Annotated in this window: 11 protein-coding genes and 28 pseudogenes; 26 read left to right on the forward strand and 13 right to left on the reverse strand. The window is 69.3% G+C overall.

The genetic code is table 11. The features are described from left to right. Position 1 precedes the first annotated feature (1 nt). The 16 genes and pseudogenes from FF86_RS55685 to FF86_RS23255 all read left to right on the forward strand — a co-directional run. On the forward strand, positions 2-730 hold a 729-nt coding region (locus FF86_RS55685; RefSeq protein ID WP_242419346.1), incomplete at its 3' end, for a potassium-transporting ATPase subunit KdpA. 1 nt (position 731) lies between these two features. After that, positions 732-784: pseudogene (locus FF86_RS55690) on the forward strand (hypothetical protein); the annotation flags it as partial. 1 nt (position 785) lies between these two features. Beyond that, positions 786-943: pseudogene (locus FF86_RS55695) on the forward strand (potassium-transporting ATPase subunit KdpA); the annotation flags it as partial. Between the two features lies 1 nt (position 944). Then, positions 945-1663: pseudogene (locus tag FF86_RS55700) on the forward strand (potassium-transporting ATPase subunit KdpA); the annotation flags it as partial. Then, positions 1664-3172, forward strand: a 1509-nt coding sequence (gene kdpB, locus FF86_RS23230) for a potassium-transporting ATPase subunit KdpB (protein ID WP_255355884.1), incomplete at its 3' end; no start/stop codon positions are given. A 1-nt stretch (position 3173) separates the two neighbouring features. Further along, a pseudogene (locus tag FF86_RS55705) lies at positions 3174-3281 on the forward strand (hypothetical protein); the annotation flags it as partial. 31 nt (positions 3282-3312) lie between these two features. Further along, positions 3313-3841, forward strand: a pseudogene (locus tag FF86_RS55715) (HAD-IC family P-type ATPase); the annotation flags it as partial. Positions 3842-3898: 57 nt separating this feature from the next. Continuing rightward, a pseudogene (locus tag FF86_RS55720) lies at positions 3899-4173 on the forward strand (potassium-transporting ATPase subunit C); the annotation flags it as partial. 1 nt (position 4174) lies between these two features. Next, positions 4175-4488: pseudogene (locus FF86_RS55725) on the forward strand (potassium-transporting ATPase subunit C); the annotation flags it as partial. A gap of 1 nt (position 4489) precedes the next feature. Beyond that, positions 4490-4739: pseudogene (locus tag FF86_RS55730) on the forward strand (potassium-transporting ATPase subunit C); the annotation flags it as partial. A 194-nt stretch (positions 4740-4933) separates the two neighbouring features. Then, a partial coding sequence (locus tag FF86_RS55735) for a potassium-transporting ATPase subunit KdpA (RefSeq protein WP_255355885.1) occupies positions 4934-5787 on the forward strand: 854 nt, incomplete at its 3' end. Position 5788: 1 nt separating this feature from the next. Continuing rightward, positions 5789-5966: pseudogene (locus tag FF86_RS55740) on the forward strand (potassium-transporting ATPase subunit KdpA); the annotation flags it as partial. 1 nt (position 5967) lies between these two features. Beyond that, a pseudogene (locus tag FF86_RS55745) lies at positions 5968-6583 on the forward strand (potassium-transporting ATPase subunit KdpA); the annotation flags it as partial. Next, positions 6580-8340, forward strand: a 1761-nt coding sequence (locus tag FF86_RS23250; RefSeq protein WP_242419347.1) for a DUF4118 domain-containing protein, incomplete at its 3' end; no start/stop codon positions are given. The pseudogene FF86_RS55745 and the gene FF86_RS23250, both read left to right, overlap by 4 nt. A gap of 1 nt (position 8341) precedes the next feature. After that, a pseudogene (locus FF86_RS55750) lies at positions 8342-9117 on the forward strand (sensor histidine kinase); the annotation flags it as partial. A gap of 31 nt (positions 9118-9148) precedes the next feature. After that, entirely contained in the window at positions 9149-9847 is a 699-nt protein-coding gene (locus tag FF86_RS23255; RefSeq protein WP_044886941.1) for a response regulator, read from the forward strand. Here the strand turns inward: FF86_RS23255 and FF86_RS55755 are convergent. The 7 genes and pseudogenes from FF86_RS55755 to FF86_RS55795 form a co-directional block, all read right to left on the reverse strand. Continuing rightward, positions 9829-9961 (reverse strand): hypothetical protein (locus tag FF86_RS55755; RefSeq protein ID WP_242419357.1); only part of this gene is annotated, 133 nt, incomplete at its 5' end. The two genes, FF86_RS23255 and FF86_RS55755, sit on opposite strands and share 19 nt — an antisense overlap. Position 9962: 1 nt before the next feature. Further along, positions 9963-10377: pseudogene (locus FF86_RS55760) on the reverse strand (sensor histidine kinase); the annotation flags it as partial. A 34-nt stretch (positions 10378-10411) separates the two neighbouring features. Further along, positions 10412-10482 (reverse strand): annotated as a pseudogene (locus FF86_RS55770) (hypothetical protein); the annotation flags it as partial. A gap of 392 nt (positions 10483-10874) precedes the next feature. Beyond that, a pseudogene (locus FF86_RS55780) lies at positions 10875-11262 on the reverse strand (DUF4118 domain-containing protein); the annotation flags it as partial. A gap of 58 nt (positions 11263-11320) precedes the next feature. Beyond that, positions 11321-11849: pseudogene (locus FF86_RS55785) on the reverse strand (universal stress protein); the annotation flags it as partial. Between the two features lies 1 nt (position 11850). Next, positions 11851-12174: pseudogene (locus tag FF86_RS55790) on the reverse strand (histidine kinase); the annotation flags it as partial. Between the two features lies 1 nt (position 12175). Further along, a pseudogene (locus tag FF86_RS55795) lies at positions 12176-12314 on the reverse strand (sensor histidine kinase KdpD); the annotation flags it as partial. Positions 12315-13130: 816 nt separating this feature from the next. Between FF86_RS55795 and FF86_RS33600 the strand changes: the two are divergent. The 3 genes and pseudogenes from FF86_RS33600 to FF86_RS55810 form a co-directional block, all read left to right on the forward strand. Further along, a complete protein-coding gene (locus tag FF86_RS33600) occupies positions 13131-13667 on the forward strand; it encodes a hypothetical protein (protein WP_128423352.1) in 537 nt (178 codons plus the stop codon). 488 nt (positions 13668-14155) lie between these two features. Beyond that, positions 14156-14537: response regulator transcription factor (locus FF86_RS55805; RefSeq protein ID WP_242419348.1), on the forward strand; the 382-nt coding region annotated here is incomplete at its 3' end. A gap of 1 nt (position 14538) precedes the next feature. Next, positions 14539-14881, forward strand: a pseudogene (locus FF86_RS55810) (winged helix-turn-helix domain-containing protein); the annotation flags it as partial. A gap of 10 nt (positions 14882-14891) precedes the next feature. Here the strand turns inward: FF86_RS55810 and FF86_RS55815 are convergent. The 5 genes and pseudogenes from FF86_RS55815 to FF86_RS23275 form a co-directional block, all read right to left on the reverse strand. Next, the coding region (locus FF86_RS55815) for a KUP/HAK/KT family potassium transporter (protein ID WP_242419349.1) at positions 14892-15783 on the reverse strand (892 nt) is incomplete at its 5' end. Position 15784: 1 nt separating this feature from the next. Then, positions 15785-15907 (reverse strand): annotated as a pseudogene (locus tag FF86_RS55820) (KUP/HAK/KT family potassium transporter); the annotation flags it as partial. 1 nt (position 15908) lies between these two features. After that, positions 15909-16570 (reverse strand): annotated as a pseudogene (locus tag FF86_RS55825) (KUP/HAK/KT family potassium transporter); the annotation flags it as partial. Between the two features lies 1 nt (position 16571). Then, a pseudogene (locus FF86_RS64305) lies at positions 16572-16814 on the reverse strand (KUP/HAK/KT family potassium transporter); the annotation flags it as partial. 397 nt (positions 16815-17211) lie between these two features. After that, positions 17212-17875, reverse strand: a 664-nt coding sequence (locus FF86_RS23275) for an IS6 family transposase (protein WP_242419350.1), incomplete at its 5' end; no start/stop codon positions are given. 2106 nt (positions 17876-19981) lie between these two features. On the opposite strand from FF86_RS23275, the pseudogene FF86_RS55835 reads away from it, so the two are divergent. The 7 pseudogenes from FF86_RS55835 to FF86_RS55880 form a co-directional block, all read left to right on the forward strand. Continuing rightward, positions 19982-20136: pseudogene (locus FF86_RS55835) on the forward strand (IS6 family transposase); the annotation flags it as partial. A 1-nt stretch (position 20137) separates the two neighbouring features. Beyond that, positions 20138-20307, forward strand: a pseudogene (locus FF86_RS55840) (DDE-type integrase/transposase/recombinase); the annotation flags it as partial. A gap of 1 nt (position 20308) precedes the next feature. Continuing rightward, positions 20309-20354 (forward strand): annotated as a pseudogene (locus FF86_RS55845) (hypothetical protein); the annotation flags it as partial. Between the two features lie 55 nt (positions 20355-20409). Continuing rightward, positions 20410-20483: pseudogene (locus tag FF86_RS55865) on the forward strand (IS6 family transposase); the annotation flags it as partial. 1 nt (position 20484) lies between these two features. Next, positions 20485-20635 (forward strand): annotated as a pseudogene (locus tag FF86_RS55870) (IS6 family transposase); the annotation flags it as partial. A 721-nt stretch (positions 20636-21356) separates the two neighbouring features. Continuing rightward, a pseudogene (locus tag FF86_RS55875) lies at positions 21357-21630 on the forward strand (DDE-type integrase/transposase/recombinase); the annotation flags it as partial. 1 nt (position 21631) lies between these two features. After that, positions 21632-21784 (forward strand): annotated as a pseudogene (locus FF86_RS55880) (IS6 family transposase); the annotation flags it as partial. Positions 21785-21823: 39 nt separating this feature from the next. Here the strand turns inward: FF86_RS55880 and FF86_RS23300 are convergent. Beyond that, positions 21824-22075: transposase (locus tag FF86_RS23300; RefSeq protein ID WP_199865796.1), on the reverse strand; the 252-nt coding region annotated here is incomplete at its 5' end.

Consider the following 22075-nt stretch of genomic DNA (forward strand, 5'->3'; position numbering starts at 1 on the left):
NATGGGCACGAATGCCGCGGGCGTCGTCTTCATCGTCTCGATGGTGCTGGCCCTCGCGCTGACCTATCGACCGCTGGGCGACCACATGGCCCGGGTGTACACGAGCAGGAAGCACCTGCGGGTCGAACGGGGTATCTACCGGTTGGTCGGCGTGGACCCGGACGCCGAGCAGCGCTGGGTGGTGTACGCCCGCAGCGTGCTGGCGTTCTCGCTGGTCTCCATCCTGTTCCTCTATCTCTTCCAGCGTGTGCAGAACCACCTGCTGCTGGCGCTGGGATTTCCGGCGGTCAAGCCGGCGCTGGCCTGGAACACGGCGATCAGCTTCACCACCAACACGAACTGGCAGGCGTACTCCGGCGAGTCGACGATGGGCCATCTGGTCCAGATGGCCGGGCTGGGAGTGCAGAACTTCGTCTCCGCCGCGGTGGGTATCGCGGTGGTGATCGCGCTGGTGCGCGGGTTCGCCCGGAAGAACACCGACCAGCTCGGCAACTTCTGGGTCGACCTGGTCCGCACCATCGTGCGGATACTGCTGCCGATCTGCGTGCTGATGGCGATCGTGCTGATCGCCGGCGGCGCGATCCAGAACTTCCACGGAAACCGCTCCGTGACCACCCTGACCGGCGGCAGCCAGTCGATCACCGGCGGGCCGGTCGCCAGCCAGGAGGCCATCAAGGAACTGGGCACGAACGGGGGCGGCTTCTACAACGCCAACTCCGCGCACCCGTTCNAGAACCCCACCACGTGGACGAACTGGCTTGAGATCTACCTGCTGCTCGCGATCNGGTTCTCGTTGCCGCGGACCTTCGGGAAGATGGTCGGCAGCACCCGGCAGGGACTCGCGATCGTCGCGGTGATGGCGGTCCTCGCGCTGGGCAGCCTCGGGGCGAACGAGGCGTTCCAGGCGCTCCATCACGGTACGGTGCCGACGGCGGTCGGGGCGNCTCGGGAGGGTACGGAGACCCGGTTCGGCGTTCCGGACTCGGCGCTGTTCGCCACGGGCACCACGCTGACGTCGACCGGCGCGGTGGACTCGTTCCACGACTCGTACACCAGCCTCGGCGGGGCGACGCTGCTGTTCAACATGATGCTGGGCGAGGTCGCGCCCGGTGGGACGGGATCGGGTCTCTACGGAATGCTGGTCCTCGCCGTGGTCACGGTCTTCGTCGCGGGACTGATGATCGGACGAACACCGGAATACCTCGGGAAGAAGATCGGCAGTCGAGAAATAAAGTTCGCCTCGCTCTACTTCCTGACGACGCCGACGATTGTGCTGGTCGGCACGGGTGTGGCGATGGCTCTGCCGGGTGAACGGGCGGGGATGTTGAACTCGGGCGCGCACGGCCTGTCCGAGGTGCTCTACGCGTTCACCTCCGCCGGCAACAACAACGGGTCGGCATTCGCCGGCATCACGGTGAACACCGACTGGTACAACACCGCGCTCGGGCTCGCGATGGCGTTCGGACGCTTCCTTCCGATGATCTTCGTCCTGGGTCTGGCCGGGTCGCTGGCCCGCCAGCAGCCGGTGCCCGCGACGGCCGGGACGTTGCCGACCCACCGGCCGCAGTTCGCCGGCATGCTGGTCGGCGTCACCGTGATCATCGTCGCCCTCACCTATTTCCCGGCGCTCGCGCTCGGCCCGCTCGCGGAAGGGTTGCACTAGATGTCCACCACGACCATGGCGCAGGCGCCGGCGCCCGCGCCGAACCCGCCGGCGGCTCCACGTCGGGTCTCCGGCGGCCTGCTCGATCCGAAGATGCTGTGGCGGTCGACCCCGGACGCGCTGCGCAAGCTGGACCCGCGCACGCTGTGGCACAACCCGGTCATGTTCATCGTGGAGGTCGGCGCGGTCTTCACGACCGTGCTGGCGATTCGGGACGAGTCCGCGTTCGCCTGGCTGATCGTCGTCTGGCTGTGGCTGACCGTGTTGTTCGCCAATCTCGCCGAAGCCGTCGCCGAGGGTCGCGGCAAGGCCCAGGCGGACGCGCTGCGCCGCACCAAGACCGACACGGTCGCCCGCCGGCTCGCCTCCTGGCAGCCCGGACAGACCGTGGACCCGGCCCTGGTCGAGCCGGTTCCCGCACCCCGGCTGGCGCAGGGCGACCTCGTGGTAGTCGAGGCGGGCGAGTTCATCCCCGGCGACGGCGACGTCGTCGAGGGGATAGCCAGCGTCGACGAGTCGGCCATCACCGGCGAGTCGGCACCGGTGATCCGCGAGTCCGGCGGCGACCGCAGCTCGGTGACCGGCGGCACCCGGGTGCTGTCCGATCAGATCATCGTCAGGATCACGCAGAAGCCGGGCGAGAGCTTCATCGACCGGATGATCGCGCTGGTGGAGGGGGCGAACCGGCAGAAGACCCCCAACGAGATCGCACTCAACATCCTGCTCTCAGCGCTGACGATCATCTTCCTGCTCGCGGTCGCGACCCTGCAGCCGCTCGCGATCTTTTCCAAGGCGCAGTTGCCGGGGGTGCCGGACACCGAGGCCCTCAACGGTGACGGCGTGACCGGAATCGTGATGGTCTCGCTGCTGGTCTGCCTCATCCCGACGACGATCGGCGCGCTGCTGTCCGCGATCGGCATCGCCGGCATGGACCGCCTCGTCCAGCGAAACGTGCTGGCCATGAGCGGGCGGGCGGTCGAGGCGGCCGGCGACGTGAACACCCTCCTGCTTGACAAGACCGGAACGATCACCATCGGGAACCGGGAGGCGCGAGCCTTCATCCCGGTCGGCGGCACCTCCGAGCAGCGGCTGGCCAGCGCGGCCCAGCTGTCCTCGCTCGCGGACGAGACCCCCGAGGGCCGCTCCATCGTCGTCCACGCGAAGAGCACCTACGGCCTGCGCGAACGTGGCCCGGGTGAGCTCCTCCACGCGCGTTTCGTGCCCTTCACCGCCCAGACCCGGATGTCCGGGGTCGATCTCGACGCCTACGGCGGGGACCCTGCCCGGCTGGTGCGCAAGGGCGCCGCGAGTGCCGTGATCAACTGGGCTCGTGAGCTGGGCGGCGTGATCCCCGCCGACCTCGGGGAGACCGTCGACGGCATCTCGGCGTCCGGCGGCACCCCCCTGGTCGTCGCCGAGTCGGTCGAGGGCACGGCCCGCGTCCTCGGCGTCATCCAGCTCAAGGACATCGTCAAGTCCGGCATGCGCGAGCGGTTCGACGAGATGCGCNGGATGGGCATCCGCACCGTGATGATCACAGGGGACAACCCGCTGACCGCCCGGTCGATCGCCGAGGAGGCGGGGGTCGACGACTTCCTCGCGGAGGCCACGCCCGAGGNCAAGATGGCGCTGATCAAACGGGAGCAGGNGGGCGGCAAGCTCGTCGCGATGACCGGCGACGGCACCAACGACGCCCCCGCGCTCGCCCAGGCCGACGTCGGGGTGGCGATGAACACGGGCACGTCGGCCGCCAAGGAGGCCGGCAACATGGTCGACCTCGACTCGAACCCGACCAAGCTCATCGAGATCGTCGAGATCGGTAAGCAGCTACTCATCACCCGCGGGGCGCTCACGACCTTCTCGATCGCGAACGACATCGCCAAGTACTTCGCGATCATCCCCGCGATGTTCGCGGCGATCTATCCCGGGCTGGACAAGCTCAACATCATGCGGCTACACAGCCCGGAGTCGGCGATCCTGTCGGCGGTCATCTTCAACGCCCTCGTCATCGTCGCCCTGATCCCGCTGGCGCTGCGCGGCGTCCGCTACACCCCGAGCAGCGCGGCCGCGATGCTGCGCCGCAACCTCTACATCTACGGCGTCGGCGGGCTGGTCATTCCGTTCATCGGGATCAAGCTCATCGACCTCGTCATCCAGTTCATTCCCGGAGCGCGGTGACATGCCATCAACCCGTCTTCCCTCCGTCGTGCGGCAGCATCTCGCCGCGTTCAGGGNACTGCTCGTCCTGACCGTGCTGACCGGAATCGCCTATCCGCTCCTCATCACGGGGGTCGCGCAGCTGCCCGGCCTGAAGGACAGGGCGAACGGTTCGCTGGTCAAGAACGCGGCCGGGCAGGTGGTCGGTTCGTCCGAGATCGGTCAGCTGTTCACCGACGACAAGGGCAACCCGATCCCGAAGTACTTCCAGTCCCGCCCGTCGGCTGCCGGGGACGGCTATGACCCGACGTCGACCTCGGCGTCGAACCTCGGCCCGGAGAGCATCGTCGACGNCTTCGACGACCCGGCCACCAAGGACACCGACGAGAGCAAGCAGAGCCTGCTCACCCAGGTCTGTGCCCGCAGCAAGGCGATCGGCGACACCGAGGGCGTCGATGGACGCCGGCCCTTCTGCACCGCGGCCGGCGTGGGTGCCGTCCTGTCGGTGTTCCGGACCGAAGGCACCACGGGTCCGATCACCCGGGTCGTCAGCATCAACGAGGAATGCCCTGCAACGCCGTTCATGGCCACCTATCAGGGAGTCAAGGTCGAGTGCGCCGAGTATGGCAAGGACTACTCGGCCGGCATCACCGTCCCGATCAAGGGCCNGGGGCGGGGGACGGGCAACCCGGTGCCACCTGACGCGGTCACCGCCTCGGGTAGCGGCCTCGACCCCGACATCTCCCCGGCCTACGCCTACCTCCAGGTGAACAGGGTCGCCAAGGCCCGCGGTCTCGATCCGGCCACGCTCCACCGCTTGGTCCACGACCGCATCGACGGTCGGGCGCTCGGCTTCATGGGCGAACCGACGGTGAACGTGCTCAACCTGAACAGGGCCCTCGACGCGACGTCCAGGTAGCTGTCGGGCCGAGTGGCCGGTGCACGGACCAGGACCCCGTCCCGTGCACCGGTCGGCCACCTCCGCCGCGACCGCGACCGCGACCTCGACCCCGGCCTTGACCTCGAATCCGATCTTGACCTCGAATCCGACCTCACCCGTACCCTGCCTGGAGCCCTCATGACCGGTCGCCACGATGTCACCGGGAGATCGCGGTGAGCGCCTGGCTGCAGGCGGCTGTCGTGCTGGTCGTGCTCGCGGCGGTCCATGTGCCGCTCGGTGACCTGCTTGCCTGCGCCTTCACCTCGTCTCGGCATCTGCGGGCCGAGGCACTGCTCTACCGGGCGATGCGCGTCGATCCGGACGCCGACCAGCGCTGGTCCACCTACGCCGGCTGTGTGCTCGCGTTCTCCGGGATGTCGATCCTGCTGCTCTACGTGCTGCTTCGGGTGCAGGCGCACCTGCCGTTCGCGCTGGGCCATCACGGGATGCCGCCGGCGCAGGCGTGGAACACCGCGGTCTCCTTCGTCACCAACACCTCGTGGCAGTCCTACGCGGGGGAGGGGGCACTCGGGCACCTGACGCAGCTGGCCGGCATCACGGTGCACTCGTTCCTGTCCGCCGCGGTCGGTCTGACGGTGGCGCTGACGCTGATCCGCGGCCTGACCCGCAGCCGGACGGACCGGGTCGGCAACTTCTGGTGCGATCTGGTCCGCGGGGTCGTGCGGGTGCTCCTGCCGCTGTCCGCGGTGTTCGCCGTCGTGCTGCTGGCCGGCGGCGCGGTGCAGAACCTGCACGGATTCCACACGGTGCCGACGCTGGCCGGTCATACTCAGGCCGTTCCCGGTGGCCCGGTCGCCTCCCAGGAGGCGATCAAACTGATGAGCGGCGACGGCGGCGGCTTCTACAACGTCAACTCGGCACATCCGTTCGAGAACCCGAAGGCCTGGACGAACGTCGTCGAGATCATTTTGATGCTGCTCATCCCGTCGGCGATTCCCCGGATGTACGGGCGGATGGTGCGCGACACCCGTCAGGGCTGGCTGCTCCTCGGCGTCGTCGCGGTGCTNTTCACTGCCTCGTTGGCGCTGCTTTCCTGGACCGAGGCGGCGCACCACGGCACCGTCCCGCAGGCCGTCGGCGCCAGTCTGGAAGGCAAGGAGACCCGGTTCGGGCCCGCCGGCACGGCCCTGTTCGCGAATGCCTCGACCGCCAGCGCGGACGGCGCCGTGAACGGCAGCCACGACTNGCTCACCGCCTACGGCGGGGGCGTGACCCTGGTGAACATGCTGCTGGGCGAGGTGAGCCCGGGTGGGGTCGGCTCCGGCCTGTACGGACTCGTCTCGCTCGCGCTGGTGGCCGTCTTCCTCGGCGGCCTCATGATCGGGCGGACACCCGAGTACCTGGGTAAGCAGATCCGAGCGTCGGAGATCCGGCTGGTGGCGCTGATCACCCTCGCGACCCCGGTCGCCGTCCTGGTCGGCACCGGTCTGACGCTGGGTCTGCCGACTCCCCGACGCTCGTTCCTGAACACCGGCGCGCACGGGCTGAGCGAGGGCCTCTACGCGTTCACTTCGGCCGGGAACACCAACGGCAGCGCCTTCGCCGGACTGTCCGCCAACACCGACTTCTACAATGTCGGCCTGGCGCTGGCGATGCTCGTCGGCCGCTACCTGACGATGATCCTCGTCATCGCCCTGGCCGGTTCGCTGGCCCGGCAGAGCCCCGCGTCCGTGACCCGCGGGACGCTGCCGACCCACACACCGATGTTCGCCGCGCTCACCGCCGCCGTGGCGATTCTCGTCGTCGCGATCACCTACCTGCCCGCCCTCGCTCTCGGACCCCTCGCGGAAGGCGGGACATGACCCGGGGCCGGCTACGCGTGTACCTCGGGGCCGCGCCCGGGGTGGGAAAGACCTACGCGATGCTGGCCGAAGCCCATCGACGGGCCCGACGCGGCGCCGACGTTGTTGTCGGCTTCGTGGAGACCCACGGCAGGACGCACACCGCCGAACTCCTCGACGGCCTTGAGGTGATCCCGCGACGCACGCTGGCCTACCGGGACGGGACGTTCTCCGAGATGGACGTGGACGCGGTCCTCGCCCGCCGCCCGCAGGTCGCCCTCGTCGACGAGCTCGCCCACACCACCGTCCCCGGCAGCCGGAACGCCAAGCGCTGGCAGGACGTGGAGGAGCTGCTCGCCGCCGGGATCGACGTGCTGTCGACCGTCAACATCCAGCACCTGGAATCACTGAACGACGTCGTCGAGACGGTGACCGGGATCCGGCAGCAGGAAACCGTCCCCGACGACGTCGTGCGCCGTGCCGACCAGATCGAGCTGGTCGACATGAGTCCGGAGGCGCTGCGGCGCCGGTTGGCACACGGCAACGTGTACCCCTCGGACAGGATCGACGCCGCGCTCGGCAACTACTTCCGGGTCGGGAACCTCACCGCGCTGCGCGAGCTGGCGCTGCTGTGGGTGGCGGGCAAGGTGGACGAGCAGCTGGCGGACTACCGCAGCCAGCATGGCATCTCCCGGCGGTGGGAGGCCCGGGAACGGGTCGTCGTCGCGCTGACCGGCGGCCGCGAAGGGGAAACCCTCATCCGGCGCGCCGCGCGCATCGCCGCCGCGGCGGCCGGCGGGGAGCTGGTCGCCGTCCACGTCACCCGCAGCGACGGGCTGCTGCCCGCCGATGCCGGGGCGTTGCAGCATCAACGCGAACTGGCCGAAAGCCTCGGCGGCAGCTACCACCAGGTCGTCGGCCAGAGTGTTCCCGACGCACTTCTCGACTTCGCCCGCGGCGTCAATGCCAGTCAGCTCATCCTCGGCGTGAGCCGGCGAACCTGGCTGGGGACTCTGTTCGGTGGGCGGGGCGTGGCCGCGGAGGTCGCCCGCCGCGCCGAGGAGATCGACGTCCACATGGTGTCGCACGAGGCGGCCGGCAAGGGACGCCGACTGTCCGAGATCGGCAGTCATCTGACCCTGCGTCGCCGGCTTGCCGGGGTCGCGCTGGCCGGTGCCGGTCTGCCAGCCCTGAGCGCGGTCCTGACCCAGCTCCGAGGGAGCCTGGGTCTGGCCAGCGACCTGCTGCTGTACCAGCTGGTGATACTCGCCGTCGCTCTCGTCGGCGGGCTCTACCCCGCGGTGGTCTGCGCGGTCGGCGCGGGCCTGCTCGCCGACTGGTTGTTCATCCCACCTGTGCACTCGCTGTTCGTCCGCAGTGCGGAGAACGTCGTCGCGCTCACCGTCTTCCTCGTCATCGCCCTGGCCGTCAGCGGGGTCGTCGAGATCGCCGCCCGCCACATCGCCGAGGCCGCCCGGGCGCGGGCCGAGGCAGCGACCCTGGCGACCCTGTCGGGCAGCCTCGTCGCGGGGGAGGACGCCCTACCCGCCCTGCTCAACCGCGTCCGCGAGACCTTCGCCGTGACGTCGGCGACGCTGCTCGAGCGGCACGAGACCGCGTTGACCCACGCCTCGGACAGCTGGACCATCATCGGCGTGAGTGGATCACCGCCATGCCCGGAACCGGACGAGGCCGACACCGCGGTGCCGATCCGCCCGGACCTCACCCTGGCTGTGTCCGGCCGGGTGCTGCCCGCCGCGGACCGCCGCGTCCTCGCCNCGTTCGCTGCCCAGGCCGCCATCGCGCTGGAACACCGCCGGCTGTCGGCGCAGGCCGCGGACGCCGCCACCCTCGCCGCGACCAACCACGTCCGCGCCGGGCTACTCGCCGCCGTCAGCCACGACCTGCGCACCCCGCTGTCCGCGGCCAAGGCCGCTGTCTCCGGCCTGCGGTCCGCGGATGTCGAATGGACCCTGGCCGACCGGGCAGAGCTGCTCGCCACCGCCGAGGAGTCGCTGGATCGCCTCATCCGACTGGTGGAAAATCTGCTCGACGTGAGCCGGCTGCACGCCGGAGCACTCCAGATCTCCCCTGCGCCCGCCGGCCTCGACGACGTCGTCGCGCTCGCTCTCGACCAGCTCGGCGCGGCGGCCGGCACGGTACGGGTCCGGATTCCCGACGCCCTCCCCGAGGTGTCCGTCGACCCCGCTCTGCTCGAACGAGTGATCGCCAACCTGACGGCGAACGCGCTGCAGCACGCCCCGGCCGGTCAGCCTCCTCTCATCACCGCGAGCGCGATCGGAGACCGCGTCGAACTACGGGTCATCGACACGGGTCCGGGCATCCCGGAAAGTGACCGTGAGCGTGTCTTCATGCCGTTCCAGCGCCTCGGTGACCGGGACAACACGACCGGTGTGGGCCTCGGCCTCGCGCTGTCCCGTGGCGTCGTCGAAGCGATGGCCGGGACCCTCACCCCTGAGGAGACCCCCGGCGGGGGTCTCACCATGGTGCTCGCCCTGCCCACCGTCCCGGACCGTTCGAGTCGGCCGGAGTGAAAACCATGATCGTCAACCTCGGTGTCGCCCCATGACCCGGGTCCTCGTGGTCGATGACGACCCGCGGATCCTGCGGGCGCTCGGCATCACCCTGCAGGCCCGCGGTTACCAGGTCACCACCTCCACCCGCGGCCGCGCGGCCCTCGTCGCCGCGGCCGAGCTGGAGCCCGACATCATCCTGCTCGACCTCGGCCTGCCCGACCTCGACGGCACCGACGTCATCCATGCCCTGCGCGGTTGGACCGCCACCCCCATCGTCGTCCTGTCCGGCCGGGCCGGCAGCGACGACCAGATCGCCGCGCTCGACGCCGGCGCCGACGACTACGTCACCAAACCCTTCCGGGTCGACGAACTCCTCGCCCGGCTGCGCGCCGTCGCCCGTCGTACTCCGGTGCCGACCGAGCCGTGCGTTGTCGAGCTGGGCGACTATGTGATCGACCTGGATGCCCGGCGAGTCCGCCGCAATCCCGCCGCCGCGCACCAGTCGGGCGGCGGTGACCTGCGGCTCACCCCGACGGAGTGGCATCTACTCGACATCCTGCTTCGAAACCCCGAGAAGCTGCTCACCTACCGCCAGCTGCTTCCCCGCACCGGTGGACCCTCGCCCAAGGAACAGAGCCACTATCTACGCCAGTACATCGGCCGACTGCGCCGGAAGCTCGAACCGGACCCGGCCCGGCCGCGCCATCTCATCACCGAGCCCGGCGTGGGTTACCGGTTCCAACCGTGACGCTCGCCGGCGGCCGGGACCTCGGCGGCGGGCAGCGTCACCACCATGGTCAGGCCGCCGCCAGGGGTGTCCTCCGGTATCAGGGTGCCCCCCATCGCCTCGGTCAGACCGCGGNACAGCGCGAGACCCAGGCCGACGCCGATCTCGTTGTCCGTGTCGCCGAGTCGCTGGAACGGTGTGAACACCTGGTCACGATGCTCTCTTGGCAAGCCTGGTCCCCGGTCGACGACCCGCAGTTCGATCCGGTCGCCGAGCGCACTGGCCGCAATCAGCGGCGGTTGATCAGGGGGCGAGAAGCGGATCGCGTTGGCGACCAGGTTCGCCAGGACCCGCTCCAGCAGCGCCGGGTCGGCGTATGCGGAGGGGAGATCGTCAGAAACCTGCACCGCCACGCCGCGAGCCGCCGGCTCAAGGTCCTTCAACACGCCGGGAATCACGTCGTCCAGGCCGACGGGGCCGGGGAACACGCTGAGCCGCCCGGCCTGAAGCCGGCTCATGTCCAGCAGGTTCTCCACCAGCCGGGTGAGGCGNTCCAACGATTCATCCGTCAGGGCCAGCAGCTCNGTCCGCTCGTCGTCGGTCAATGTCACGTCGTCGCTGCGCAGGTTCGCGACGGCCGCCGAGGCCGAGGCGAGNGGGCTGCGCAGGTCGTGGCTGACGGCGGCAAGCAGGGCCGTGCGGGTGCGGTCCACCTCGGCGAGCGGCTTCGCCTCCGCCGCCTCCGCCGCCAGCCGGCGCTGCTCAAGCGCAACGGCTGCCTGCGCGGCGAAGGCGATGAGGACCCGGCGGTCCGCCGCCGCCAGCGGACGTCCCCGCAGCGCCAACGCGAGGCTCTCGCCCACCGGAAGGACCGTGTCGGCCTCCTCCGGTCGGCGGCACGGATCGGGGCCGACACCGTCGACCACCTGCCAACCGCCCCGGTCGGACTCCCCGCCCGGCGGGATCGGCCCGCGAACACCCTCGGTTGCGCGTTCGAGCAGCGCGACCGACGACATCCCGAACGCCTCCCGCACCCGCTCGAGCAGCNCCGGCAACGCCCGCTCGCCGCGCAGCACACTGCCGGCCAACGTCGAGAGCATCTCCGCCTCGCCGGATGCCCGAACTGCCTGGCTGGTCTGCCGGGCGGCAAGATCGACCACACCGCTCACCATCGCCGCGACCGCCAGGAACACCAGCAACGCGAGCAGGTTGTTGCGTTCCGCGATGGTGAGCTGATGCATCGGCGGGACCAAGTAGTAGTCCAACAACAACGAGCCGCCCACCGCGGCGAGCGACGCCGGCAGCAGGCCGCCCACCAGCGCGACCGCGACGACCACGACCAGGAAGGCCAGCGCGTCGCTGGTCAGGTTGAGCGTGGTCCGCGCGGCGGCGAGCAGGAGCGTCAGCAGCGGCAGGAGCACGACCGCGACCAGCACACCGGCGAGCCGCCTGCGAACGGTCAACCCGCGGGTCGGGCGAGGCAGCCGCCGTCCNCTCGCCACCTGCTCGTGGGTGACCGTGAGCACGTCGATCGGACCCGACATCGCGGTCGTGGTGACCCCGATGCCCGGATCCAGCATGTGCGCGAGCCGACCACGGCGGCTCGCGCCGAGGACCAGCAGCGTGGCGTTCTCCGCCCGGGCGAAGTCCAACAACGCCGTCGGAACGTCCTCCCCGACCACCTGGTGGTAGCTGCCGTTACCCAGACCCTCCAGCAGGGCCCGCTGCCTGGCCAAGTGCGCCGACGACGCGCCCGTCAGCCCGTCCGACCGGGTGACGTGGACGGCGAGCAGGTCCGCACCCTTCATCCGGTCCGCGATCCGCGCTGCCCGGCGGATCAGCGTCCCGCCCTCGGGACCGCCCGTCAGCGCGACGACCACCCGCTCCCGGGTCTCCCACAGCCCGGTGATCCCATGGTCGGCACGGTAACGATCGAGCTGGTCGTCTACCTTGTCCGCCAGCCACAGCAACGCCAACTCGCGCAGCGCGGTGAGGTTACCGACGCGGAAGTAGTTGCCGAGTGNGGCATCGATCTTCTCCGGGCTGTAGACGTTGCCGTGCGCCAGCCGGCGCCGCAACGCCTCCGGCGTCATGTCGACCAGTTCCACCTGCTCCGCGGCACGCACCACCGCGTCCGGCACGGTCTCCCGCTGCGCGACCCCTGTGATTGTCTCGACGACGTCGTTGAGTGACTCCAGATGCTGGATGTTCAACGTCGACAGCACGTCGATGCCCGCGTCCAACAGCTCGGCGACGTCCTGCCAACGTTTCTCGTTCCGGCCTTCCGGGACGTTCGTATGGGCCAGCTCGTCGATGAGTACCACCGCCGGCTTCCGCGCCACGATCGCNTCCACGTCCATCTCGCTGAACGTGGCGCCCCGGTACTGCACCGTCCGGCGCGGCACGACCTCCAGCCCGTCGACCAGTGCGGCGGTCCGTGGCCGGCCGTGGGTCTCGATCAGGCCGACGACCACATCCGTACCGCGGTNCCTACGTCGATGGGCCTCNCACAGCATGTCGAAAGTCTTGCCCACTCCCGGGGCCGCCCCGAGGTAGATCCGCAACCTGCCACGCGTCATACGGTCCAGTCTCCGCGCCCGAGCCGCTGGACACGAACCCACCGGCGCGAGACGAAACCAGCCGGACGGATGGCCGAACGGGCTGTCATGGAGCGGCTACCACCACCCTCGTCGCCTGGCCCACCGCAGCAGGCCGGCGGACATGGCCACCATCACCATCACCATCACCACCAGGACCGCCACCAGCGGCACGACCTTCGTGCGGTCGTTGACGATGANGTTCATCCCCGGATCGGTCGAGCAGGCCCGCGAGCGCCTCGACGGGATGCTCCTCGACACCCCCGCCGACAATCAGCCGAACATCCATCGACATCTCTCCCTTCCGGCACCCACCGGCGGGAGCGGTACTGACTGTCGTCTTCGCGTGTGTGGCGGTGGTTGGTATGGAACTGGGTGAGATGGACCGGGTGTGGACGGTTCTCGCCCGCGACACCGGCCTGCGAGCCGGGCAGGGAGAGCTCAGGGAGAGCCCCCGGGGAAGTCTTCCGCCGATCGCAAGGACGCCTGCGTCAAAGAGCTGTGATTATGCGCCGTCAGGGCGTCAACGTGCCGTGAGGTCCCGCCCACCATGCCGGCCGAGGGAGCAAGGTGGACTAGATCTGCTCTGGTGTATGCGCCCGGGAGACACAACCACCGTCGACCGGCCGTCGGGACAGGCAGCAGAAACTCGATGCCCGGAGGTCATGGTGCCGAGGTCAGCACGGCGGGGTCAGGAATGTCGGTCATTGATCCTGCCCTGGGAGTTCGCGTTCTTTGTCGGCTTCTCCGGTCTCCTGGCCCTTGCCGCCATCTTCGTCTCGTTCCCGCCCGGCTCACCGGTTGGGATCGGGGTCCTGCTCGCCTTCACCGCCGCAACGGGATGGTGGACCACCATCCCAGCCGGCTGCTCGGTCGGTGCCATGGCCTGGCCGTTCTATCTGGGATTCGTCATCCATACCGAGGGTGACCTCGGTGTTCACCGACCAGCCGACCTCCTTGTCCTCGCCGCGCTGGCCGCCGTGGGCGCCGGCGCCGCCGCGCTCCGCGCGTTGCTGAGCCGGCGATCGGGAACCAGGTGGGCGAGCCGTGCAATCTCGGAGCCGGCTCAGCCCGAAATGCTGATGATTTTGATCGTTCCGGCTTCCTCCCAGGGATTGCCGGGACGATCTACCCAGGTACCGGACACGTCTGCGACAGCGTTGCCCGTCCCCTCGTCCGCATCGTTGTCCCCGACGGACACGCGACCACATCGAGGCCCCTGCCATCCGACGATTACCCGGTGAACATCGTCATGCGGTCGACCGAACGGGTCAGCCACCTGCTCATCGGAGCCACGCCGACGGTGTGAGGCAGCACGGCCACTCTCGATCACTCCCATTCTCACCGCGACCAACGCGTCGACGGCTTCCTGGCGACTCGCGGGCAGCACGGGCACCTGGTCCCGCACCGTCGGACAGGCAACAGGCTGCCGTGACATGAGCGCCGTCAGCGGTGTGTTAGAAACGGCCCGATCTCCGTTAGCATTCCGTCAATGATCGCGAATTCCGGGGTCTGGTGCGGTTGACTCTGAGGTCAGTCAGAGACAATCGTCGACGTGAGGGCGTTTGCCATGGACACCAAGGTTCGGGTGCCGCCCCGTTCTGGCCGGNCCCACCCGACGGTCCGTCGGTGACATTCTCGCCAACCACCCGGATCGTCTCAGCCCCGTGGGGCCGGCACGCTGATCCAGGTGTCCGGCGGCTGGTGCGCGGTGCGAGGGGATGGGGCTCACGTGAGTCGTCTGCTGTTCGTTGAGGACGAGCCGCAGCTGTTGCGGGCAATGCGAATCACTCTGCGTTCCCAGGGATTCGAGGTACATACGGCGGCAGATGGCCGTCATGCCCTGTCGGAGGCGGCCGCCTGGCCCCCCGACCTGGTCGTACTAGACCTCGGCCTGCCCGATATGGACGGAGTTGAGGTTATCCGCGGACTGCGGGGGTGGAGCGGCGTCCCGATCATCGTGCTGTCCGGCCGGGTCTCGGGTCAAGACAAGGTGGCAGCGCTCGACGCGGGTGCCGACGACTACGTGACGAAGCCGTTCTCGATCGGCGAGCTGCTGGCACGAATTCGGGCCGTGACGCGTCGTGCGGCCGGCGCGGAATCGGTGCCGGTTGNCGAGCTGGGTCGGTACCGGATCGACCTCGCGGAAAGAAGGATCAGTCTGCGAGACGGTATCGGGGATGTCTCCCCGGAGGGGCCGGCGGTGGCCGGAGACGGGCCGGCCGGTCTGCGTCTCACTCCGACGGAATGGCGATTGTTGGAAGCCCTTGCCTGCCGTCCCGGCAGGCTCGTCAGTCACCGACAGCTTGTGCGGCAGGTGTGGGGACCTGGAATAGCCGAGGACAGCTCCTCCCTTCGACTTTATATCAACAAGTTGCGCCGCAAGCTCGAACCCGATCCTGCCCGGCCCCGTTACCTGACCACCGAACCCGGCATGGGTTACCGCTACCAGCCGTGACCGTCATCGGCTAGATCTCGATGTGTGAGCCCATGATGACGGTGCGGTCGCCCGGGAGGCCGAAGTGTTGGGCGGCGTCTGCGGTGATGTGGGACGTGGCGATAAACAGCCGTTTGCGCCAGCGGGCCATGGTCGGCGTGTCCCCGGTCCTGAGCTCGATCTTGGACAGATAGAAGGACGCGTGGTCCAGGTCCAGCCGGCCCTCGGTGGTGTCCGGGTCGAGCATCCGCAGAGCGCCCAGCACGTCCGGTTTCTCCATGTAGCCGAACCGGGCGGTGACGTGGCTGATGCCATCGTCGGCGTAGCCGAGGTCGTCCACGGCGATCCGCTGGTTCGCGGGGGCGCGAGGCACCGGCAGGGTCTCGACGGACAGGATCAGTACATGGTCGTGGCGCACGTGGTTGTGCTCGACGTTGGCCCGCAGCGCCAGCGGCGCGGTCTGCTTGCCCCGGTTGAGGAACACCGCCGTGCCCCGCACCCGAACCGCGCGGAACGTGTTGGTGCGCAGGTGGTCGACGAACTCGCGCAGCGATCCCTCGCGCCGTTGCCGCTGCGCGGTGACGATCTGTCGGCCGCGCTGCCAGGTCGTCATGACCGTGAACGCCGTCAGGGCGATGAGCAGCGGCAGCCACGCGCCGTGGACGAGTTTGGTCAGGTTGGCCGCGACGAACAGGAGATCGACCGACAGCAGCACGCTCGCCCCCAGTCCGAGCAGCCATCCCGGCGTGTGCCACTTCCACCGGGCGAGGTAGAAGAACATCAGGGTGGTGATGGTGATGGTCCCCGTCACCGCCATGCCGAACGCGAACGCGAGGGCCGCGGAGCTGCGGAAGGCGAAGACCAGGGTGAGTACCGAGATCATCAGTAGCCAGTTGATCCACGGGACGTAGACCTGCCCGATCNTGGACTCCGAGGTGTGAGTGACCCGCAGCCGAGGCAGGTAGCCGAGTTCCGCAGCCTGGGAGGCGACCGAGTAGGCCCCGGTGATCACCGCCTGGGAAGCGATCACGGTTGCGGCGGTGGCCANCAGGACGAGGGGCAGCCGCGCCCATCCTGGTGCCAGGAGGAAGAACGGGCTGCTGACGGTGTTCGGGTTTCCCAGGATCAGCGCCCCCTGACCAAGGTAGCTGAGCGCACACGCGGGAAAAACCAGGAACAGCCAGGCCCGGCTGATCGCCGGGCGACCGAAGTGCCCCATGTCGGCGTACAACGCCTCGGCGCCGGTGACCGCCAGCACGACCGCCGCGAGAGCGAAGAACGCGGTACCGAAATGGTGGACCAGGAAACTGCCCGCACAGGTTGGCGACAGTGCCCGGAGGATGGCCGGGTGCCGGACGATGCCGGACACCCCGAACGCGCCGATGGCGACAAACCACACGATCATCACGGGTCCGAATATCCGGCCGACCGCGGCGGTGCCCCACCGCTGCACGAGGAACAGCACCACAATGATCACTGCGGTGATCGGCACAACCACCTCCTTCAGTGACGGACGCAGCACCTTGACGCCCTCCACGGCGGACAGCACCGAAATGGCCGGAGTGATCATGCTGTCGCCGAAGAACAGCGCCGCGCCGAAAAGGCCCAGGGCGGCCAGTACCGCGGTGGTCCGCGGGCCCCGTTGCGTTCCTAGCCGGCGCAGCAGGGTGATCAGCGCCATGATGCCGCCCTCGCCGTCGTTGTCGGCGCNCATCGCCAGCAGCACATAGGTGACCGTCACAATGATCATCACTGACCAGAACACCAGGGACACCACGCCGAACACGTTGTCCGTACCGACGGGGACGGGATGTGGGTCGCTCGGGTTGAACACGGTCTGCAGGGTGTAGATCGGGCTGGTTCCGATGTCGCCGAACACGACACCGAGCGCGCCGACGACCAGCGCGAGCCGCACCACCTCACGCGACTGCGGACCGTGGGGCGCCGACGTCACCGCCGATCCGGCGGGCGGTGCCGTCCGCCGCTGCCGATCCGTCACGACACCCCTCCCGAGCACCTGCGACCGCACGCCGGAAGCCCAGCGCCCCCACCGGACAGTACCGCCGTGACCTCGACGACCCCCGAGTGGAGTCCACGGACATCGTGTACTGAGTGTGCTGGTCCAGCAACTCGCCGGAGTGGCGGTCCGTGACGTAAAGCGACCACCGCGTGATCCTTTTCGAGAACAGCGAAGAACTCGAGGAAGAGGAGGAAACGCGATGGCCGTGCGTCCGACTGCGACTGACGCCGAGAGGTTCGGTAGGGCCCTCCTGCGCGGAGCCGGAGGTGTTCGGGCGACACTGTTGCATTACGGGGAAGCTGGACATGCCAGCGGCTGGGGCGAGCGCCGGTCAAACGGCTGCGGCGAGTTCGGTGAACGCGGCTGCCAGTCGCAGCGGCGGGTGGGCGTCGATGGCGAGTTCATAGTGGCCGCGGCGGATGTTCTGGATCAGGGCGTGTCCGGCGCTGACGGTCTGGACCGAGCGCAGCCGTTTCAGCCCGCGCCTAGGCCGCAGCCGTGCTTTCAACCGGCCGTGGTCGGCTTCGATCCGGTTGTTCTCCCGGGCGGCGTCGACGTGGCAGGCCTTCGGGAGCAGCTCGTCGAGGACCCGCGGGTAAACGGCGGCCTTGTCGGTGGTGACCTCGACCGGTCGAGGGCCATGAGACAGCGCCCGGGTGAAGAAGCGGCGGGCGGCGGTGTGGTCGCGTCGTTCGCTGGCGAAGACGTCGATGACCTGTCCGTGCTGGTCAACGGCACGGTACAGGTAGGTCCAGCGGCCGGCGACCTTCACATACGTCTCATCCACGAACCACCTGTCGTCCGGCCGATGCCGACACGGCCTGGCCGCCTCGGCAAGCAGGGGTACGAAGCGCTGCACCCACCGGTAGACAGTCACGTGATCAACTTCGAGGCCGCGTTCCGCGAGCAGCTCCTCGACATCCCGGTACGACAACGCGAACCGCAGATACCACCGCACCGCCAGGACGATCACCTCCGGCGGGAACCGGAACCCCNCGAACTCCGACACCGGAACCGGCGGACAGCCACGACGTCGACGCATCCCTCGATCATGACCGATCGACGGCCGCTGGACAGCGGACTCCGCCGATGCAACAGAGCCGTGGTGACCGGGTGGTAGCCGAGGGCCTGAGCAACGACCGGGGCCGGTGCTNGCAGGACGAGTTGGCGAAGCGCGGCGGTGCGTGCGGCCTGGTTCGGGATCCCAAGCGCGCGGATGTGGTCGAGNAGGCTGCCAGGGTGTATCGGTTGGCCGGCGCGGCGGCCGGGGAACAGCCAGCGGCTGTCTGGGTTCGTGGCGGTGTTCATGTTGCTCCGCTGGGCTGCGGCGGCCAGGAGGAGCGCGGCGAACGGTTTGGGCACCGGGACGGGCGGGTCGCCGAGCCGCAGCAGGACCTCGTCGCCGTCGTGGGTGATGTCGTCGATGGTGAGGCGCACAATCCGGCTGGCGGGCTGGGCGTAGAGCAGCATCAGGCAGGCCGCCGCGCGGGTCGCGGCCGACCCGGTCACGCTGGTCAGGACGGCTTTCACCAGGTCGAGGCGGGCGCGCTGGGTGAGCGGCTCGGCGCGCGGGATCCGAAGGTGGGGCAGGTCTCGGCGGGGCAGCTGGCCGCTGCTCATCGCCCAGGTCAGGAACGCCCGCAGGGAGCGTTTCGCGTGGTCGAGGTGGGTGGCGTGCCAGTCGTCGACGTCAGCCTGGGTCACGGCCTCCGGGGTCCGACCGCGCTCATCAACCCAGGCCAGGAAGAGCCGGGCCTGGGTGAACTGCTCGGCCGCCGCCCTGCGGATGTGCGTGGTCAGCGGGCGCGCCGCCGCCCGGCGACGGAGCCGGGGAAGCTGCGACCAGGTCGCGAACTGGCNCAGCAACCGGGCGTGGGGCTGGCCGTCGAGCTCGGCCAACTGGCGGTGGAGCCAGGTCTCGTGGTGCAACAGCTGCTTGGCGCCCCTGACAGTCACGGCCTGTGCCTGGATCCGGGGTGGACGGGGTCGCGGCCGCCGGCGGAGGGTCGCGCCGGCGCGACCGGGGCCGCGACCCGGTGTGGCCGGGATGAGCTGGATTGCCGGGTCCGGGTCGCGGGTCGCGGCGGGCTGGCGGTGTCGCCGGGCCGGGCGCCAGGGGGCGGCCCAGGGCCGGGGATGGCCGCGACCCGTGACCTCCCCGGCGGGCCGGAGCGTCCCGGCCGGCCCGGCGGAATGCGCGGCGATCCTGGTCCCGCCGGGCCCGGGCGGTGTGCACCATGGCGGCGCCGGTGAGGTCCTGGCGGTCGCGCCCGGTGGCATCTGGGCCGGCACGGCGGGCCCGACCAGGTGACGCCGGGTGGGTGTCCGTGGAGACGGGGGCCGGGCGCTACGGGCCGCCGGGACGGCTGTGCCCGAAACCCTCCCGCTCATGATCACCACGGCAGCAAGGCAGGCAACTGCTTATAAAACGGGGCGCTGCGGCGCCCTCGTGCGCCGGGGCGGGTGCACGGCCGGCGGGGGTGTCGACCCCGATCCGTGCGGGCAGCGCGCGGTGACGGGCGCGACCCGCACGGACCTACGTGAGGGCACCGCTCTCAGCGGCGCCGAACGCCGGGCCGGTAGACGCCGCCGGGCCGGTAGACCCGGGGCGGTATGTAGACCGCACCAGGCCGGTACACCCGGTGGGGCGCGGTAACGACACCGGGCCGGTAGACCCTGGCGCCTCCCAGGGGCCGTGCCTGCGCGGCCGCTGGGAAGAGCGCGAAAGCCGCGGCAGCGGCAAGAAACAGGGCGAGCATCGACAACGTCCGTTTGAGGATCATGTTCTGCTTCCCGTCGTTGGGTCGCGACTCGTGGAGACGCCGCTGGACACTGGACGGTGGCCACCTCGTCACGACGATGTCACCCATGGGAGGGATTCGATCGCCGCCGGTTACATCATGGGGGAGGGGTGGCGGGCCCGCCACTGGGGTCGGCCCTCGAGGAACAGCGGAACGAAGAGTCCCGGTAGGGGACCGCTCCTGACGGCACTGTTGCATCGGCGAAGTCCGTCGTCTCGGNCATCGCTCAGTCGTCATCAAACGATGCGTCGACGTCGTGTCCGTCCACCGGCTCCGACATCGGAGTTCGTCGGGTTCCGNTTCCTGCCCGAGGTGATCGTGCTGGCGGTCCGCTGGTACCTGCGTTTCGCGCTGTCGTACCGGGACGTCGAGGAGTTGCTCGCTGAACGCGGCCTCAAGGTTGATCACGTAACTGTGTACCGGTGGGTGCAGCGCTTCACGCCCTTGCTCGTCGANGCCGCGCGGCCCTGCTGGCACCGTCCTGGGGACAGGTGGTTCGTCGACGAGACGTACGTCAAGGTCGCCGGGCGCTGGACGTACCTGTACCGGGCGGTTGACCAGCACGGGCAGGTCATCGACGTCCTCGCCAGCACCCGCCGCGACCAGGCCGCGGCCCGAAAGTTCTTNACCGCGGCACTGACCCACGGCCGCCGGCCGGTCGAGATCACCACCGNCAAGGCCCCTGTCNACCCTCGAGNCCTCGACGAGCTNCTNCCCGAGGCCTGTCNCGTCGATGCCGCGCGGGAGAACAACCGGATCGAAGCCGATCACAGCCGCCTGAAAGCCCGGCTCCGCCCGATGCNCGGACTGAAACGCCTGCGCTCGGTCCAGAGGATCAGCGCAGGTCATGCGCTCGTCCAGAACATCCGCCGCGGCCACGACGAACTCGCCATCGACACCGACCCGCACCTGCGGCTGGCAGCCGCGTTCACCGAGCTCACCCTCACGATCTGATCACCCGATCGGCGGGGTCAACCACGCCCCGCCTTCCCTCAATGCAACAGACCCCTCTCGATCAATGGCCGGAACCGGTTCGATCACAAGATCTGCGCCAGATCCCGATCTCGCCTACGTAATCAGGGCCATCATCGGTGGGGGAGAGCATTATGTCGATGCCATCGATCCGGGCCAGCGGGTGGGGTTCTCCACCGACGGCCTGATTGTTTCCGGTGTGCCAGCACGGTGCGAGGCGTTTCCCTCCCTGTCCGGCGCCTCCGGTTAGGTGCCCGGGCGGTAGGGGGATGGTCCGGCCCCACGGGGGGCTGGACCTCGGCGTCGAAGTTCCCCGTCAGCCCCTTCCCGCCCGCCGACTGCCCAGCTCCTGACGGATCTGGGCGGTCCGACTGTCCGCATGGGTCAAGATAGTCAATTGTGTTGACCTAGCCCCACGGCACAATTTAAATCATGAAACGAGGGGTGGTGACCACCTCGCCGGCGGTCACCGGTCACCTGCCGGCCGAAGGGCAGGAAAGCGGGTGCGCTGGTCAAGGGCGTGGGCGTAGTGGCCGAGTCCCCCCTCGGACACTCTAAGTAATCAAACAGCTACCAAGGGTAGCTGTTTTTTCTTTGGCATGAGTTCCCCGGCACTGTTACACCCGTGGATTCCATCGTCGCGCAGCTGCCCATCAGTCATGATCGAGTAATGGGTCGGGGTGTGGTCCGTCCGCCAATGCCAGTGCCGGAGTTCGTGGGGTTCCGGTTCCCGTCGGAGGCGATCATGCTGGCGGTTCAGTGGTACCTGCGGTGAGCATTGTCGTACCGCGACGTCGAGGAGCTTCTCGCCGAGCGTGGCATCGGCGCCGGCCGGTCGAGGTCGCCACGGACAAGGCACCTGCCTATCCACGGATCCTCGATGAGCTGCTCCCCGAAGCCTGTCACGTCGACGCCGCCAGGAGAACACCCGGATCGAAGCCGATCATGGCCGGCTCAAAGCCCGGCTCCGGCCGATGNACGGGTTGAAACGGCTGCTGTCCGTCCAGACGGTCAGTACCGGGCACGCCCTTGGTCCAAAACATCCGCCGCGGCCACTACGAGCTCGCCGTCGACACCGACACGCGGCTGCGGCTGGCCGCCGCGTTCACCAAACTCGCCGCCGCCGTCTGACCGNCTCGCCATGACCGCTGCCATGCCGGCTCTTCGAAGTTAGGCGGGGTTGAGGCATCCGCGGGCTCGACGGGTGGTTGCGCAGCGTGTTCGTAGGCGCTGGTTGGTGGGGTTGCGGTATCCGTAGGCGTTGCGGGCGTCGAGTTTGACGACGCGGTTGTAGCCTTCGCTGGCGGCGTTGGTGATCGTGGTGTGGAGGAACGTTTCGATGCAGGTCCACCAGGTGCTGACGGTGGTGGCGAGGCGTTCGAGCTCGGGGACGTCGGCGTCGGCGCACCAGGTGTAGAACCT

The organism is Frankia sp. CpI1-P, from assembly GCF_001421075.1.
GTDB lineage: Bacteria > Actinomycetota > Actinomycetes > Frankiales > Frankiaceae > Frankia > Frankia torreyi.

Excerpts from the sequence above, each read along its gene's own strand:
- FF86_RS23255 (WP_044886941.1), top strand. The coding sequence starts at position 9,149 with ATGACCCGGGTCCTCGTGGTCGATGACGACCCGCGGATCCTGCGGGCG.